Origin of the sequence: Arthrobacter sp. Soil762 (assembly GCF_001428335.1) — a bacterium.
GTDB lineage: Bacteria > Actinomycetota > Actinomycetes > Actinomycetales > Micrococcaceae > Arthrobacter.
The window spans coordinates 14,399-28,767 of the sequence record NZ_LMSG01000020.1; the positions used below are offsets into that span (position 1 = coordinate 14,399).

Below are 14,369 nucleotides of genomic sequence, written 5' to 3' on the forward strand. Positions count from 1 at the left end.
GGGGAACACCGTCCCCCGGAACCGCTGATCTCAAGGAGTTTGATATGACTACCCCCACCCAGCAGCTCTCCGACGCCGGCGTCTCCATCTGGCTCGATGACCTCTCCCGCGGCCGCCTGAAAACCGGCACCCTGCGGAAGCTGATCGAAGAGAAGAACGTCGTTGGTGTCACCACCAACCCGTCCATCTTCCACGCCGCCATCACCACCGGCCACGACTACGACGCCGTCATCGCAGCCCAGGCCGCGGCCGGCGCCACCGTTGAGGAGACCGTCTTCGAAATCACCACCACCGACGTGGCCGACGCCTGCGACCTGTTCGCCCCCGTCGCCGCCGCTTCCAGGGGTGTCGACGGCCGCGTGTCCATCGAAGTTGACCCGCGCCTGGCCTGGGACACCGCCGGCACCATCGCCGAAGCCAAACACCTGTACAAGAAGGTCGGCAAGGACAACGTCCTGATCAAGATCCCGGCAACGCTCGAAGGCCTCGAAGCGATCACCGCCACCCTCGCCGAAGGCATCAGCGTCAACGTGACCCTGATCTTCTCCCTGGAGCGCTACCGCGCGGTCATCAACGCCTTCCAGTCCGGCCTGGAACAGGCAAAGGAAAACGGCCACAACCTCGCCACAATCCACTCGGTCGCCTCATTCTTCGTCTCCCGCGTGGACGCCGAAATCGACAAGCGCCTCGACGCCATCGGCACTCTCCAGGCCAAGTCACTCAAGGGAATGGCCGGGGTTGCGAACGCCCGCCTGGCCTACCAGGTCTACGAGGAACTGTTCTCCACCGAACGCTGGGCCGTCCTCGCCGAAGCCGGCGCCCTGCCGCAGCGCCCGCTGTGGGCCTCCACCGGCGTGAAGGACCCGGCCTACCCGGACACCCTCTACGTCACCGAACTCGTCGCACCCGGCGTGGTGAACACCATGCCGGAGAAAACCCTCGACGCCACCTTCGACCACGGCACCGTCACCGGCGACACCATCACCCGCGGCTACGACGACGCCAACGCCACCCTCGACGCCCTCGAAGCGCTCGGCGTTTCCTATAACGACGTCGTGGCCATCCTCGAGTCCGAGGGCCTGGACAAGTTCGTCGCCAGCTGGAAGGAACTCCTCGGTGATGTCGAAGGCGCCCTCTCCACCGGTCGCTGAATCGAGCCCTCCTCTACAGGTTGCGCAGACGGTAGAGGCAGCCGGCCGCGAGCATCAGGTATGAGTCAGGACATTTACATGAACCTTGCCAGGACGCGGGAGATCCCTTGGTGGGACACCGAAAATGGACGACGCCGAGCGTTTCCGCCAGCTCCGGCTCTGGAGAAGGCCGCCCCACAGGAACACAGATCCGCCGCACGCTGACCGCCACGCATCCCCCACTACCGTTCAAGAATGAGGTCGCTATGTCTGAGGCTTCCAGGTCAACCCGCTATTCAACCCTGTCCCCGGCGCTGGCCGTGGGCGATGACGAACCCGACCGGAACCTGGCGCTGGAACTCGTCCGCGTGACCGAAGCGGCCGCCATTGCCGGTGGCCACTGGGTCGGGTTCGGCGACAAGAACAAGGCCGACGGCGCGGCCGTGGACGCCATGCGTTCCCTGCTGTCCACCGTCCATTTCAACGGCGTCGTCGTCATCGGTGAAGGCGAAAAGGACGAAGCCCCCATGCTGTACAACGGCGAGCACNGCCATGCGTTCCCTGCTGTCCACCGTCCATTTCAACGGCGTCGTCGTCATCGGTGAAGGCGAAAAGGACGAAGCCCCCATGCTGTACAACGGCGAGCACGTCGGTGACGGCACCGGCCCCGAATGTGACGTCGCCGTGGACCCCATCGACGGAACCCGCCTGGCCGCCCTCGGCATCAACAACGCCCTCGCGTCCTCGCCGTGGCCGAGCGCGGCACCATGTTCGATCCGTCCGCCGTCTTCTACATGGAGAAGCTGGTCACCGGGCCGGAGGCCGCGGACGTCGTGGACCTGCGGCTGCCGGTCAAGCAGAACCTGCACCTCATCGCCAAGGCCAAGGGCGTCAACGTCAACCAGTTGAACGTTATGATCCTGGACCGCGACCGCCACCGCGGGCTGGTGGAGGAAGTCCGCGAGGCCGGTGCCCGCGCCAAGTTCATCATGGACGGCGACGTCGCCGGTGCGATCGCGGCAGCGCGCTCCGGTACCGGCGTTGATGCCCTCATGGGAGTCGGCGGAACGCCGGAAGGCATCGTAACAGCCTGTGCCATCAAGACGCTCGGCGGCGTGATCCAGGGCCGGCTGTGGCCGACCAGCGATGACGAGAAGCAGAAGGCCATCGACGCCGGCCATGACCTGGACCGGGTCCTTTCCACCGACGACCTCGTCACCGGCGACAACTGCTACTTCGCGGCCACCGGCATCACCGACGGCGACCTTCTCCGCGGTGTCCGCTACGCCAAGGACAAGGTGCTGACCCAGTCGATCGTGATGCGGTCCAAATCAGGCACCGTCCGCTTCGTCGACGGCGAACACCAGGCCCACAAATGGGAATGCTATTCCCGCCGGAGCTAACCACTGAACCTCACCGGTCGACGCATTCCAACCGGAATGCGTCGCCTGGTGAGTTCGGGGTCTGAGGAGGATCGGTACGTCGGCTGACGCACAACGACGGCCGCAAGGCAGTGGCGACACCACTTTCAGAGTAAGCCCGGCCGCCGGCAGCCCCCACGGGCAGCCTCCGGCAGATAGTTGCACCGATTCCGCGCCGCTAGAAGCCAGAGTGGCCGTAAATCCGTTGCACGCCCAGGCCCAGGCCCAGGTTCAAGTTTCCGCTGTCCTCCGTCCCGTTCTGCTCGTTCCTACACGCGGCAGAAAGACGGATGTGGCGTCCGCGCGTTCCTGGGCGCGTGACCGTACACCGCCGGCAAGACAGCCCGGCGGGTCAAGCCTTCAAGAGGACCCCATGACGATCACTGCCCTGACCATTCCCCAGCCGACCGCCGCTATCGCGCACACTGGCTCCACAGCCCCTCCCCTCGATGCCGAGGCCCGGCTCGCCGCGATCCGTGTACTCCACCTCAGGGCCCTCAATCCGATGGATCCAGTGGGAGCAATGTGGACCAATTCTCATCTGTGTCAGGTCGAGGTCCCTTGGCTCACCGAAGTGCTGGAATTGGCGCTGCGGAGAATCCAGGAGCTTGAAGACGGACTCACCCGGGTACAGCCCGATGACATGCCGGACAGTGATGCCCTCCTAAGAGCCGTACGCCGCTAGTCGACACATACGGCTTATTTCTCTTAGCTAGGACGTTCAAATGCCTATTCCAGCTGGAAAATCCATCATCTCCGCCCATGCCACGGCATCGGCGGACCAACCGCGTCTTCTACTTGAATTTGCCGAACCCGGAGGAAGTCTCGCCGCTTCAGCTTTGTCTAAGATGCATCGTTCCAGACGACGGGACGAAAGCCGTCGGCCTACCAACGGGCGATCACGCGAGTATTCAGCCCGGGGTTTCGCCCTTTACGTGGGCGTCGATGAATCAGCGGCCCAAGCAGCTGGTACATCAGTTACCGCACTGGCTCGGGAAATACGCGCCTTTAGTCATTCACTGGTCCAAGGGCTGGAAAGCCATGCAGCAGTGGCACTCGGCCCCGCCAATGCTCCAGGAGGGGCCTTGGACAGCGTGTTCTCAGCTTTCGGTGACCCGACGCTGCTGGTGCGGCCTCGAACGGATGCGGAGCACCCGGGCAGGGAAGAGCAATCCGGTCACGTGGGTGTGATCATCGACGTGTCGGGGCGCAGTGTGCACCTGGACGGAATGCCCGTGCGCCTGACGCGTGTGGAGTTTAGCCTGATGATTTACCTCATGGGTGCCAGCATGCGTGCTGTCGGCCGGGAAGAACTCCTATGCCGCGTTTGGGGTGATGGCGCTGCCGTGCCGATCGACCGAACCATCGACGTCCACATCCGCCGCCTTCGGAACAAGCTCGGGCGATTCGCCAGGACGATTCGGACGGAACGAGGTGCTGGCTACCGTTTCCACGCTCATCCGGAGATTAGCGTGTTCACACCGGAATACGTGATCTAGGCCCGGCGTCCGGGTGCACTTCAGCTCGGGTGAGGGCTGTCCAGCCGAGCGCCTTACGCTGGAGTCTGCGAATTCCCGCACTCAACACGAAAAAGTCGTCAGGGGTCCGGCGAAACCGCACCTCCGAGGCGGATGCCATCTGGGTCGGCGGCACCAGCCGCACCATCATCAACGGACACATCCGACTCTGAGCCACCACCACCGGCGGTGAAGATGCCCAAGGATGACAGGAAAAATAAAGGCCATCATCGCCGGCCCGTTCCGGGGCGGGTCATCAGCGAGGGAATCTTCAGGGCGACCCCAGCTCCGCACCCCGGTGACAAAGCCGCCAAGCCATCCTGCAAGTTAACCGCCACTACCGACTAACAGTCACAGCCTGCCTTAGTCCACGATTGAATGCGGCCGTGTCGTGGGCCTCCACCCTTCCGGTCCGGTTTATTCACACCCCAACCTGACGAATAGGACGCGTATGACTTGACGTGCTTCTGGGGCAGGCCTAGAACTCAACCTGACAGAACAGACTGGGGAGGTCTTGACTTTCAGCTGGAGCGGGCCTAGAAGTCATCCTGACAAAACGAAGGTTGGAGGAAACCGTGGCTGGCCAGCGGATCGGATACGTGCGAGTGAGCACTCTGGATCAGAACGAGAAGCGCCAGCTCGAAGGCCAGGTTCTGGACCGGGTCTTCATGGACAAGGCCTCCGGCAGGGACACCGCCAGACCACAGCTCACAGAGCTGCTGCGGTTCGCCCGTGACGGGGACACCCTGCACAGCATGGACCGGCTCGCACGCAACCTCGATGACCTTCGCGCCCTGGTTCACGTCCTAACCCGCATGGGCGTGCGGGTGGAGTTCGCCAAAGAAGGCCTCGTCTTCACCGGCGAGGACTCGCCCATGGCCAACCTCATGCTCTCCGTCATGGGCGCCTTCGCCGAATTCGAACGCTCCCTCATCAGAGAACGCCAAAGGGAAGGCATCGCTCTGGCCAAGCAGCGCGGCGCCTACAAAGGACGAAAAAAGACCCTCACCCCGGAACGGGCCGCCGAACTGGTCCAGCGCGCCAGCAGCGGTGTACCTAAAGCCCTCCTTGCCCGTGACTACGGGATCAGCCGGGAGACCGTCTACCAGTACCTGCGCCACGCCAAGCTGGACTGAACCTCTTGCCCGCCGGCGCGGCTGTTACTGCTAGGGAACGCAATTTGCTTGATGGAAGGTCCCTTATCGGCCAGTTTCGAAGAGGGCCGGAATGCGCAGCTCTCGTGTCCGGTTTTAGTTTTGTTGGCAAGGATCTCAATAGCCCTGGCAATCTACGGACTGTCGGGATCTGCCTCGCCGTACTTGGCAAACGCAGCTGGCGGACTCGAATGGCGTTACCTTGCCAGGGGCACCTCGCGGCCGCCGGGCTGCTGCATACGGAATTGTCAAATTAAATGAGACGGAGGCGGCATGATCTATCTCAGCTAACCCGGCAAAACCTCACGTCGGCAGTTGGCGCGCGCCACTGGTGAAAGGAGATGGTGTCCAGCTCACGGGACTTCGGCTCCGCCTACGATGTCACCGAAAGACATCTTCGAATCCGGATCCATGGCCGAGTCCACGCCACATTTCACCGCGGCCTGCGCAGCGATGCGGTTGCGGAGGCCAGCTGCCTGGCGGATGTGCCTTCAGTCTGGGCCCTGGAGACCGCTAATCTCCGGGCTGGCAGCTCTGATGGACACGTAGGACGGCTCTTCTCCGCTGAAGGTTCGCACGCCTCCTGCGGGCCGGTAGCTTGGGACCATGAGACTGAAAATGTGCAGCATCCATGTCCAGGATCCGGCCACGGCCCACACGTTCTACACCGGGACCCTCGGGTTCGAGACCCTGATGGCGATGCCTGAGTACAATCTCTTCATCATCAAGGATCCGGGCGCCGACGCCGCTTCGGTGGGTCTGCTGCTGGAGCCCAGCGACAACCCGATCGGTGCGAACTACATGAACGCACTGCACGACGCCGGGATCGCGGCGATCACGTTCGGGGTTCCGGATGTGCAGGCCGAGTACGACCGGCTGGTGGCTGCCGGCGTGAAATTCCAGGGCGAGCCGTCAGAGGATCCGTCCGGGATCAGTGCAGTCTTCGACGACGGCTGCGGCAACTTCGTGCAGCTGCACCAGGACTGATTAACCAGCCTTCGGCACCGCGAGGAACGTGCTTTCCTGAAGTTCACACGTCACATCGATGCTGCCCGGCAGGTGGTACCAGCGGGGTGCGGGGCCGAAGTTGAAGACTCTGATGAGGTGGAAGACCTCAGCCTGCTCTTGGGAAAGTCTTAATTCGTTGCGGGACACGAAGAACGGCGTCTCGGCACGGGATTTTGTGGTTTTGACCTCGAGGAGCCGTTCTTTTCCGCTTTCTTCGAAGGAGAGGATGTCGTACCCGAGGCCATCGCCGCGGGTCTTGGACACATGCTCGACCGACTCCGCAAGCTTGCGCTTTCCAGCACTGTGCAGCCGCCGCCGTTCAAGGTCGACGACGGCTTCCTCGCCGCCGTCGCCGAGCTTGCGGTTACTCGCCTCAACTGTTGCGTAGTCGTAGTGACGCGCTGTTCGGGGGGAAGCTCGGGCGTCAGGGAGGACGATTTTGGGGATGGGGGACCAGGCGATGTCGAGTGACCCAATTGCGGCGGCGTCGGGCGTCTGCAGCGCTTCGGCCAACACTTGTTCAATGATGGACGGCGAGGAAGCGAGCTGCGCTTGAACTTCAGCGATCAGGGCGTGCTGGTAGTTTTTAGCTGGCTGGTATCCCTTGATGGGGCGAAGGCCCAGCCTCATCATGACGGCCGAGATGTTCTGGTGCTTGTACTCGACGGCGGTGTGGGTCCGGTTGTTCAACAAGGCCAGCAGCCGGTCGCGGAACATCGTCTTACTGTAGGGCTGCCCGAGGACTTCCAAACGAAGCATTTCCAGGTAGCTGGCCACAGTTGCCGCGATTTCAGCTCCTGACCAGTCTCTGGTCGTCAAAGTGTTTCGCTCCCAGTGCGCATAGCGTCCAGGCTATCGCTTCGACGCCCGGACCCGGCCCCGTAATGAGCTGGATTGTCAGCCCCGCCCTCAGTCGCCTACGGTGAGGATCTCCACGACATCCTGAACCAACTCGAAGTCCCTGGCGTTGCGGGTCATCAAAGGTATGCCGAGCGAGTGGGCTTGGGCGGCAATCATGATCTCCTTACTTCTGGCGTGCTGGGGCCTCAATAGCTTGACCCGCGCGGCCAGCTCGCCATAGCTCTCGGCGGCATGCTCGTCGAAGAGAATCCAGTCCATTAGCTCCCGCCAAACGGCAAGGCGGCGGACTCTGTTGCGGCGGATCTCCTCAGATGCTGACGATCGGATTCCGAATTGGAGTTCCGCCAGGGAGATGATGCTCGAGCCGAGCACTGTGCCGGCTGGCCACACGGCCGGGGGTGCGATCAGGACATTTGTGTCCAGCAAGATCATGGGGTTGTCCACGGATCTACCAGGGGATCGGCATCCCTGGATTCTTCATGTTCTGTGAGCCACCCGGTCTGGTCTGCGCCGAGCTCGGCAAGCTTCAGGGCGATTGCCACTTCAGCGGCTGAAGTCCACTTCTTGCGATGCGTTACGGGTGAGATCACTGCAACCGCGCGGCCTTGGAGGGTTATCTCCAGCGTGGCGCCGTGCTCAACCCGCTCAATGACGGCCCTCGGATTTTGCTTGAGTTCCCGAACACCAACCTTGTCCATGGCTGAATTCTACGCCAGATGTAGCCTTTGTTCTACGATTGGCAATGAAAAGAAAACAACAGAGGCTTGACCGCGGATCTGAATCGTCAAGGTTCGGATCCGCGGACAAGCCTATGAAAAGCGGAGGCTACTCGGCCTGGGCGCGGGCTTTCTTGGCGTCCTTTTTGGCAGCCTCGTCCTTGACGCGCTGGGCTTCGGTGCGGACGGCGGCGTGGGTGGAGCGCTCGGCGACCAGCCAGGCCGGGGGAGCCTGCAGCAGCGCGGTGATTTCCGCCGTCGTCAGCGCTTCCTCAACACCGCCGCGGGCCAGGCCGCTGATGGAGACGTTCAGCTTCTGGGCCACCACGGGGCGGGGGTGCGGGCCGTTCCGGCGGAGTTCCGCGAGCCACTCCGGCGGGTTGGCCTGGAGTTCGGCGAAATCGGCGCGGCTGATGGTTGAATCCTGGAACTCCTGCGGTGTTGCCGGCAGGTAGATGCCGAGTTTCTTGGCAACGGTGGCCGGCTTCATGGACTGGGAGTTTGCAGAGGTCATGGTTCAAGGGTATCCGGCTGCCTGCCTGAAAGGCACCAATACAGCACCACCTCGGTACCAGTCCTGAGTCAACGCCGCCCCAGGCCCGGCATCGCGGGGCCGCGCGGGCGGTACTGTGAAGACGTGCCCGCAGACAATGAATCCCCGCAGAACACCAGCCCCGACGAATCGCCGGAGCAGGAGGCGCCCCGTGTGCTCCGCTTCGCCTATGTGGCCGGCGTAACCCCGGGCAAGTGGATCCGCCGCTGGGAAGAGCGCGTGCTGGACATCCCGCTGGAGTCGTTTATGTCCGACGACGGCGCCCAGCTTTCCGTATTAGGCGACGGTTCCGCGGACCTCAGCTTTGTCCGGCTTCCGGTGGAGCGGGAAGGCCTCAACGTGATCCCCCTGTATGAGGAGCAGCCCGTGGTGGTGGCGCCCAAGGGGCACGAGATTTCGGTGTTTGAGGAAGTGGCCCTGGCCGACCTGTCGGCAGAGACTTTCCTGGACGTCGCCGAAATGGGTGGCCCGGAAGCGGCCATGCAGGTGGTGGCGTCCGGTGCGGGCCTGGTGATCCTTCCGATGTCCGTGGCCAGGCACTTCAACGTCAAAGACACCGTGGCCCGTAAGCTGACGGGTGCCCCGGTCACAGAGATCGCGCTTGCCTGGCCCAGCGACTCCTCGGACGACATCATTGAGGAGTTTATCGGGATTGTCCGCGGCCGCACCGCGGCGAGCTCCCGGCAGCCCTCGGCCCAGCAGGAGAAGCCCAAGAAGGAACCGAAGCCGGACCGGCGCGGCCCCGCGGTCAAGAAACCGAAGGTGGCCCAGCGTTACGCGCCGAATCCGGACAAGGGCCGCGGCAAGGGCTCGCGGAAAAAGGGGAAGCGCTAGCTTGTGAGGAACGCGGGGTCACTCCCTGCCCAATAATCCCTGGATATCGGGCCGGAAGTGACCCCGCGTTGCTCTAACAGGAACCGGCGGAACTAAGCCGAGCAGGCTTCCGTCAGTGCGTCGACTGACTCAGTCGGCACCTGGTCTCCGGCCTCGGCGATCTGGCCCAGCGGCGTCGTAATTTCAGTGGGGACCCCGGCAGCGTCCGCTGCGGACACCAGCCCGCCCAGCAACGCCTTGTCCTGAACGCTGACCAGGCCGTCCTCCACCACGGTGCAGACCTGCTTCTTGACCTCGTCCGAGGCTGCGGTGGCCACCTTGGAGGCGGCATCGTTTGCGGTGTTTTCAGCGACTTCCTGAACCGATCCGCAGGCGGAGAGCAGGAGCATCAGGGGGACGGCGGACAGGGCAGCAAGGCGGCGTTTCATCAGTTCAGCCTACCGGCTCAGTCTGTTCCGGCTTCGCCGTGCACTTCGCTCAGGTTGTCTTCGGAGCGGTCCAGATACGCCTGCAGAAGGTCAGCCGCACGGTCAAGTTCCCCGGATTCCAGGGCCAGGCAGATCGTCTCGTTGTCCTTCAGATAGTGATGGTAAAACTGCGCGTCCACCGTGGCCTTGTGGAAAAACAGGCGCATCTCGGCCAGCACCTGGCCCATGATGCTGTTCAGCCGCGGGCTTCCGGCCATGGCCACAATGGCACCGTGGAAGTGCTGGTTGGCGGTGCCCAGGGCTTCATCGTCACCGGCTGCCGCCGCGCGTTTGCCTTCCTCAACGGCGGCCCGGACGGCGGCCACATTTTCCGGGCTACCTCCTGCTCGCATGGCGCTAACCTCGATGGCGCGGCGGACCGTATATACGTCGTGGATATCGCCCGCCTCCAGGCTTGCCACAAAGACGCCGCGGTTGGGATGACGGACCACCAGGCGTTCGCTGGCAAGTTCAACGAAGGCCTCACGTACCGTGTTGCGGGAGACGCCCAGGTCCTCCGCGATGGTGGATTCGGTGAGCCGTGTGCCGGGAAGCAGCGCGCCCTCCGCCAACTGCAGGCGGAGTTCATCCGCCACCCGGTCCGCCACTGACGGAACGGCCACCCGCAGGCGGCCTGCGGCGGTCCGCGTCGCCGCGTGATTCGCCGCAACGCGGGAAGAGGGGACGATCGGTTCTGAAGAGGCCATACTCGAGAATTTACACGATCGTCACATTGTTGAATCGAAGGATTGTTGAACAATCTGTAAATTTAGTGCATCCTAGTAGGACCACTCCATGAGACGGGGATCACAAATGGCAACGATTGACCTGAACAGCGACGTCGGCGAGTCCTTCGGCCGTTGGAGCCTCGGCGATGACCTGGCCATGTTCGGCTCGGTTTCGAGCGCGAACGTGGCCTGCGGATTCCATGCCGGCGATCCCAGCGTCATCCGCAGGACCTGCCGCGAGGCAGCAGGAGCCGGCGTTGTCATCGGTGCCCACGTCGGCTACCGGGACCTTGCCGGTTTCGGACGCCGTTTTATGGACATCAGCCCCACGGAACTGGCCGACGACGTGGTCTACCAGATCGGTGCCCTGCAGGCGCTGGCCGCTGCCGAGGGAACGAAAGTCCGGTACGTGAAGCCGCACGGCGGACTGTACAACGCCATCGTGACGCACACAGCGCAGGCCCAGGCCGTCGTTAATGCCGTGAAATCGGTTGACCCCAACCTACCGATCCTCGGCCTCCCCGGGTCGGAAGTCCTGCGGCTTGCCGAAGCAGCCGGACTGCGCGCAGTGACCGAAGCGTTCGCGGACCGCGCCTACAACCCGGACGGCACCCTGGTGTCGCGCTCCCTCCCGGGAGCAGTCCTTGAGGATCCGGAACAAGTGGCGGAACATGTCCTGCGGATGGCCACTGAATCCGCAGTCCGCGCAATCGACGGTTCCGTCCTCAAAATCCGCGCAGAAAGCATCTGCGTGCATGGTGACTCACCCGGGGCCCTAGCGATGGCCACTGCAGTGAAGTCCGCTCTCGGAGACGCCGGTGTCAGCATCGGCTCGTTCCTCTAGCCCCATCCCATGGCCGCAAACAGGCCCCCGCACCATCCCTCATCCCCCCGGAGGAAACCATGACCAGCACAAACAAGGCAGCAAAGGCCGCGGCAAGGAAGCCGCCGCCCGGCGCGCTCAAGGCCTATGTCGCCAGCCTCACCGGCACCTCGCTTGAGTACTACGACTTCGCCATCTACTCGGTGGCCTCAGCCCTCGTTTTCCCCAAGATATTCTTCCCTTCGGACGATGAATTCGTGGGCCTCCTGCTGTCCTTCTCCGCCTTCGCGGTGGGCTACCTCGCCCGCCCCATTGGCGGCATCGTGTTCGGCCGGCTCGGCGATAAGGTGGGCCGCAAGTACGTCCTGGTCTTCACCTTGGTCCTGATCGGCGTCGCCACCGTCCTCATCGGTGCGCTGCCTGACTACTCCGCAATCGGGATCTGGGCCCCCATCATCCTGGTGCTCCTGCGCCTGGCCCAGGGCATCGGCGTCGGCGGTGAATGGGGCGGCGCTGTGCTGCTGTCCAGCGAATTCGGCGACCCCAACAAGCGTGGTTTCTGGTCCTCCGCAGCCCAGATCGGCCCGCCCGCCGGCAACCTCATGGCCAACGGCGTACTTGCCATCCTGGCAGCCTCGCTGAGCACCGAAGCGTTCCTGTCATGGGGCTGGCGCGTAGCCTTCCTGGCCTCGGCACTGCTGGTGGTCTTCGGCCTGATCATTCGCCTCAAGCTTGAGGAAACCCCGGTCTTCAAGGCCATCGCGGCCCTCGGCGACCAGCCGAAGGCACCGATCAAGGAAGTCTTCACCACCCAGCCCCGCGCGCTGATCTCCGCCGCCCTGTCCCGCGTCTGCCCGGACGTGCTCTACGCGCTCTTCACCGTTTTTGTGGCCGTCTACGCCACCAAGGAACTGGGCATGACCACCGGCAACGTGTTGGCCGCCATCCTGATCGGCTCCGCGTTCCAGCTCTTCCTGATCCCGCTCGCCGGCGCCCTGACCGACCGGTTCAACCGCCGCTGGGTTTACGGCATTGCCGCTGCTGCCACTGCGGTCTACATTCCCCTGTTCTTCCTGATGATCGCGGGCAAGTCCGTGGTGATGCTGATCATCGGCGTGGTGATCGGCCTTGCCCTGCACGCCTTTATGTACGGCCCGCAGGCAGCATTCATCACCGAGCAGTTCCCGGCCCGTCTCCGCTACGCCGGCAGCTCCCTGGCCTACACCCTTGCCGGCGTCATCGGCGGCGCTGTGGCTCCGTTGATCTTCACCGCCCTTTACGGCGCAGCGTCCGGCGGCTGGTACCTGATCGCCGGGTACATCCTCCTGACGGCCATCATCACGATCGTGGGCATGCGCCTCGGCCGCGACCCGCAGCCGGAAGAGGACCTCCGCCTGCTGCACCGCGACGACGCGCAGGAGCGCCGCGCCTGAGCGGCGCGGCCTGATCCCCATGGAAACAGTCAGCAAGCCCATTGCCGCGGCCCGCGTCCTCGCCGTCAGGCCGGTAGGTACGACGGCGGTGCTCGCCGAACTCTCCGGGCTCCACGACGTCCTGGCACTGCAGTCCCTCCTCCTGGAGCGGCCGCTGCCCGGCCAGGTGGACGTCCTGGCCGCCGCCGAAACCGTGATGGTCAAGGCGGATTCACCCGCTGCCGCCCGCCGGATGGCGGCCCGGCTGCTGGAGATGGACCTGACGGTCCAATCCCACGCCGAAGGCAAACTGGTGCAGATTGAGACCGTGTACGACGGCGACGACCTCGCCGAAGTGGGCCGGCTCACCGGGCTGGGCACCGACGGCGTCATCGCCGCCCACACCGGGCAGGTCTGGACCGTCGCATTCGGCGGCTTCGCGCCGGGCTTCAGCTACATGGTGGGGGAAAACCAGGTACTTGAAGTCCCGCGCCGGAGTTCGCCCCGGACCTCCGTCCCCGCAGGTTCCGTGGCCCTGGCCGGCAACTATTCGGCCGTGTACCCGCGGAAGTCCCCGGGCGGCTGGCAGCTGATCGGCCGCACCGCGGCCCACATGTGGGACCTCAGCCGGGAGCAGCCAGCCCTGGCGGCACCCGGTGACCGCGTGCAGTTCAGCGCGGTACGCGAGCTCATTGAAGTCGCGGAGCCGCTGGTTGCTGCCGTGGATGCCGCCGCCCTTGCTGCCCAGGAACCGGACGTCCAATCCGGTCTGCTGATCCTGTCGCCGGGACTGCAGAGCCTCATCCAGGACCTCGGCCGCCCCGGTCACGCCGGGCTCGGAGTGTCCTCGGCCGGGGCCCTGGACCGTTCTTCGCTGCGCCGCGCCAACCGGATCGTGGGCAACGACCCCTCGGCCGCCGTCGTCGAATCCGTTGCCGGCGGGCTGCGCGTGCAGGCCGTTGGGGACCAGGTGCTGGCTGTGGCCGGCGCGCCGTCGGCACTGACTGTGGTGACGCCGTCGGACGTCCCCGACCCGGACGCACCGGAAGACGAAGGTGACCAGTCCGAGCAGGTGCGCGAGGTGCCCATGGCCACGGCGTTTGCCCTGCTGGACGGCGAGATCCTGACCATCGGAGCGCCCGAGCGCGGCTTCCGCAGCTACCTGGCCATCCGCGGCGGCGCAGCAGTCGATGCGGTGCTGGGGAGCCGGTCCACGGACACCATGTCCGGGATCGGGCCTGCACCGCTGGCCGCCGGGCAACTGCTGGGAGCCGGCGCCGCCACGTCCTCCAACGTGGTGGGCAACCCCGAACTGCAGCCCGACTTCCCGGACACCGGCGTCACGGTCCTGGACATCGTTCCCGGACCCCGCGAGGACTGGTTCGACGCCGCAGCATTGGAATCCCTCTGTGCCCAGGAGTGGGCCGTGACGCCCCGCTCGAACCGCGTGGGCATGCGCCTGGACGGCCAGCCGCTGAGCCGAAGCCGTGACGGTGAACTGCCCAGCGAGGGAACCATGGCCGGCGCGCTGCAGATCCCGCCGGAAGGACAGCCGGTCCTCTTTCTGGCCGACCACCCCATCACCGGCGGCTACCCCGTGATCGGCGTGGTGGTTGACCACCAGCTGGACCTGGCCGCCCAGGTTCCCATCGGCGGGTCCATCCGGTTCCGCTGGGCTCCCGGATACCGGCTGCCCACCGGCTTTTCCCATTCTTCCCATGACATTTCCCAGACAAAGTGAGCAA

Annotated in this window: 16 protein-coding genes and 1 pseudogene; 11 read left to right on the forward strand and 6 right to left on the reverse strand. The window is 64.5% G+C overall.

All coding sequences use genetic code 11. The features are described 5' to 3' along the window. The first annotated feature begins 44 nt into the window (after positions 1–44). From tal to ASG77_RS16255, 7 genes and pseudogenes are all read left to right on the forward strand, one after another. Positions 45–1,151: a transaldolase gene (tal, locus tag ASG77_RS16230; RefSeq protein ID WP_056347413.1), complete on the forward strand. Its 1,107-nt coding sequence runs from the start codon at positions 45–47 to the stop codon at positions 1,149–1,151. Positions 1,152–1,396: 245 nt separating this feature from the next. Then, positions 1,397–1,678, forward strand: a 282-nt coding sequence (locus ASG77_RS22660; protein WP_268760671.1) for a fructose-bisphosphatase class II, incomplete at its 3' end; no start/stop codon positions are given. 1 nt (position 1,679) lies between these two features. Continuing rightward, positions 1,680–2,533: pseudogene (glpX, locus tag ASG77_RS16235) on the forward strand (class II fructose-bisphosphatase); the annotation flags it as partial. Positions 2,534–2,924: 391 nt separating this feature from the next. Continuing rightward, positions 2,925–3,236 carry a hypothetical protein gene (locus ASG77_RS16240; RefSeq protein WP_056347416.1) on the forward strand — a complete coding sequence of 104 codons (312 nt, stop codon included), beginning with the start codon at positions 2,925–2,927 and terminating at the stop codon, positions 3,234–3,236. Positions 3,237–3,645: 409 nt separating this feature from the next. Continuing rightward, positions 3,646–4,050 (forward strand): winged helix-turn-helix domain-containing protein, encoded by a 405-nt coding sequence (locus ASG77_RS22145; RefSeq protein ID WP_235564647.1) that lies wholly within the window; start codon positions 3,646–3,648, stop codon positions 4,048–4,050. 593 nt (positions 4,051–4,643) lie between these two features. Then, on the forward strand, positions 4,644–5,204 hold the full coding sequence (locus ASG77_RS16250) for a recombinase family protein (RefSeq protein ID WP_056347944.1): 561 nt from the start codon (positions 4,644–4,646) through the stop codon (positions 5,202–5,204). A gap of 624 nt (positions 5,205–5,828) precedes the next feature. Then, entirely contained in the window at positions 5,829–6,209 is a 381-nt protein-coding gene (locus tag ASG77_RS16255; RefSeq protein WP_056347419.1) for a VOC family protein, read from the forward strand. Here the strand turns inward: ASG77_RS16255 and ASG77_RS16260 are convergent, their stop codons facing one another. From ASG77_RS16260 to ASG77_RS16275, 4 genes are all read right to left on the reverse strand, one after another. Then, the gene (locus ASG77_RS16260) at positions 6,210–7,049 is read right to left on the reverse strand and encodes a DUF3883 domain-containing protein (RefSeq protein ID WP_156380358.1); all 840 of its coding nucleotides are present in this window, start codon (positions 7,047–7,049) and stop codon (positions 6,210–6,212) included. 90 nt (positions 7,050–7,139) lie between these two features. After that, the gene (locus ASG77_RS16265; protein ID WP_056347425.1) at positions 7,140–7,523 is read right to left on the reverse strand and encodes a PIN domain-containing protein; all 384 of its coding nucleotides are present in this window, start codon (positions 7,521–7,523) and stop codon (positions 7,140–7,142) included. Further along, a complete protein-coding gene (locus ASG77_RS16270; protein ID WP_056347427.1) occupies positions 7,520–7,789 on the reverse strand; it encodes a type II toxin-antitoxin system Phd/YefM family antitoxin in 270 nt (89 codons plus the stop codon). The genes ASG77_RS16265 and ASG77_RS16270 overlap by 4 nt, the downstream gene beginning before the upstream one ends. A gap of 127 nt (positions 7,790–7,916) precedes the next feature. After that, the gene (locus ASG77_RS16275; RefSeq protein WP_056347429.1) at positions 7,917–8,321 is read right to left on the reverse strand and encodes a DUF5997 family protein; all 405 of its coding nucleotides are present in this window, start codon (positions 8,319–8,321) and stop codon (positions 7,917–7,919) included. A 123-nt stretch (positions 8,322–8,444) separates the two neighbouring features. On the opposite strand from ASG77_RS16275, the gene ASG77_RS16280 reads away from it, so the two are divergent. Next, positions 8,445–9,194: a LysR substrate-binding domain-containing protein gene (locus ASG77_RS16280; RefSeq protein ID WP_056347431.1), complete on the forward strand. Its 750-nt coding sequence runs from the start codon at positions 8,445–8,447 to the stop codon at positions 9,192–9,194. A 92-nt stretch (positions 9,195–9,286) separates the two neighbouring features. On the opposite strand, the gene ASG77_RS16285 is transcribed toward ASG77_RS16280, so the two are convergent. Together ASG77_RS16285 and ASG77_RS16290 are read right to left on the reverse strand one after the other, a co-directional pair. Next, complete coding sequence (locus tag ASG77_RS16285; protein ID WP_056347433.1) at positions 9,287–9,622, reverse strand: hypothetical protein; 336 nt, start codon at positions 9,620–9,622, stop codon at positions 9,287–9,289. A gap of 17 nt (positions 9,623–9,639) precedes the next feature. Then, a complete protein-coding gene (locus ASG77_RS16290; protein WP_442854253.1) occupies positions 9,640–10,350 on the reverse strand; it encodes a GntR family transcriptional regulator in 711 nt (236 codons plus the stop codon). Between the two features lie 124 nt (positions 10,351–10,474). Here ASG77_RS16290 and ASG77_RS16295 point away from each other — a divergent pair, with 124 nt between their 5' ends. Genes ASG77_RS16295 through ASG77_RS16305 form a run of 3 tightly spaced genes read left to right on the forward strand, consistent with a single transcriptional unit; the run spans position 10,475 to position 14,365 of the window. After that, positions 10,475–11,233, forward strand: coding sequence for a LamB/YcsF family protein (locus tag ASG77_RS16295; RefSeq protein WP_082576110.1), 759 nt, complete (start codon positions 10,475–10,477; stop codon positions 11,231–11,233). A 59-nt stretch (positions 11,234–11,292) separates the two neighbouring features. Next, on the forward strand, positions 11,293–12,645 hold the full coding sequence (locus ASG77_RS16300; protein WP_056347436.1) for an MFS transporter: 1,353 nt from the start codon (positions 11,293–11,295) through the stop codon (positions 12,643–12,645). A 19-nt stretch (positions 12,646–12,664) separates the two neighbouring features. After that, complete coding sequence (locus ASG77_RS16305; RefSeq protein ID WP_056347438.1) at positions 12,665–14,365, forward strand: 5-oxoprolinase/urea amidolyase family protein; 1,701 nt, start codon at positions 12,665–12,667, stop codon at positions 14,363–14,365. Positions 14,366–14,369 lie beyond the last annotated feature (4 nt).

Excerpts from the sequence above, each read along its gene's own strand:
- ASG77_RS16285 (WP_056347433.1), bottom strand. The coding sequence starts at position 9,622 with ATGAAACGCCGCCTTGCTGCCCTGTCCGCCGTCCCCCTGATGCTCCTG.
- ASG77_RS16300 (WP_056347436.1), top strand. The coding sequence starts at position 11,293 with ATGACCAGCACAAACAAGGCAGCAAAGGCCGCGGCAAGGAAGCCGCCG.
- ASG77_RS16240 (WP_056347416.1), top strand. The coding sequence starts at position 2,925 with ATGACGATCACTGCCCTGACCATTCCCCAGCCGACCGCCGCTATCGCG.
- ASG77_RS16255 (WP_056347419.1), top strand. The coding sequence starts at position 5,829 with ATGAGACTGAAAATGTGCAGCATCCATGTCCAGGATCCGGCCACGGCC.
- ASG77_RS16305 (WP_056347438.1), top strand. The coding sequence starts at position 12,665 with ATGGAAACAGTCAGCAAGCCCATTGCCGCGGCCCGCGTCCTCGCCGTC.
- tal (WP_056347413.1), top strand. The coding sequence starts at position 45 with ATGACTACCCCCACCCAGCAGCTCTCCGACGCCGGCGTCTCCATCTGG.
- ASG77_RS16275 (WP_056347429.1), bottom strand. The coding sequence starts at position 8,321 with ATGACCTCTGCAAACTCCCAGTCCATGAAGCCGGCCACCGTTGCCAAG.
- ASG77_RS16270 (WP_056347427.1), bottom strand. The coding sequence starts at position 7,789 with ATGGACAAGGTTGGTGTTCGGGAACTCAAGCAAAATCCGAGGGCCGTC.
- ASG77_RS16295 (WP_082576110.1), top strand. The coding sequence starts at position 10,475 with ATGGCAACGATTGACCTGAACAGCGACGTCGGCGAGTCCTTCGGCCGT.
- ASG77_RS16265 (WP_056347425.1), bottom strand. The coding sequence starts at position 7,523 with ATGATCTTGCTGGACACAAATGTCCTGATCGCACCCCCGGCCGTGTGG.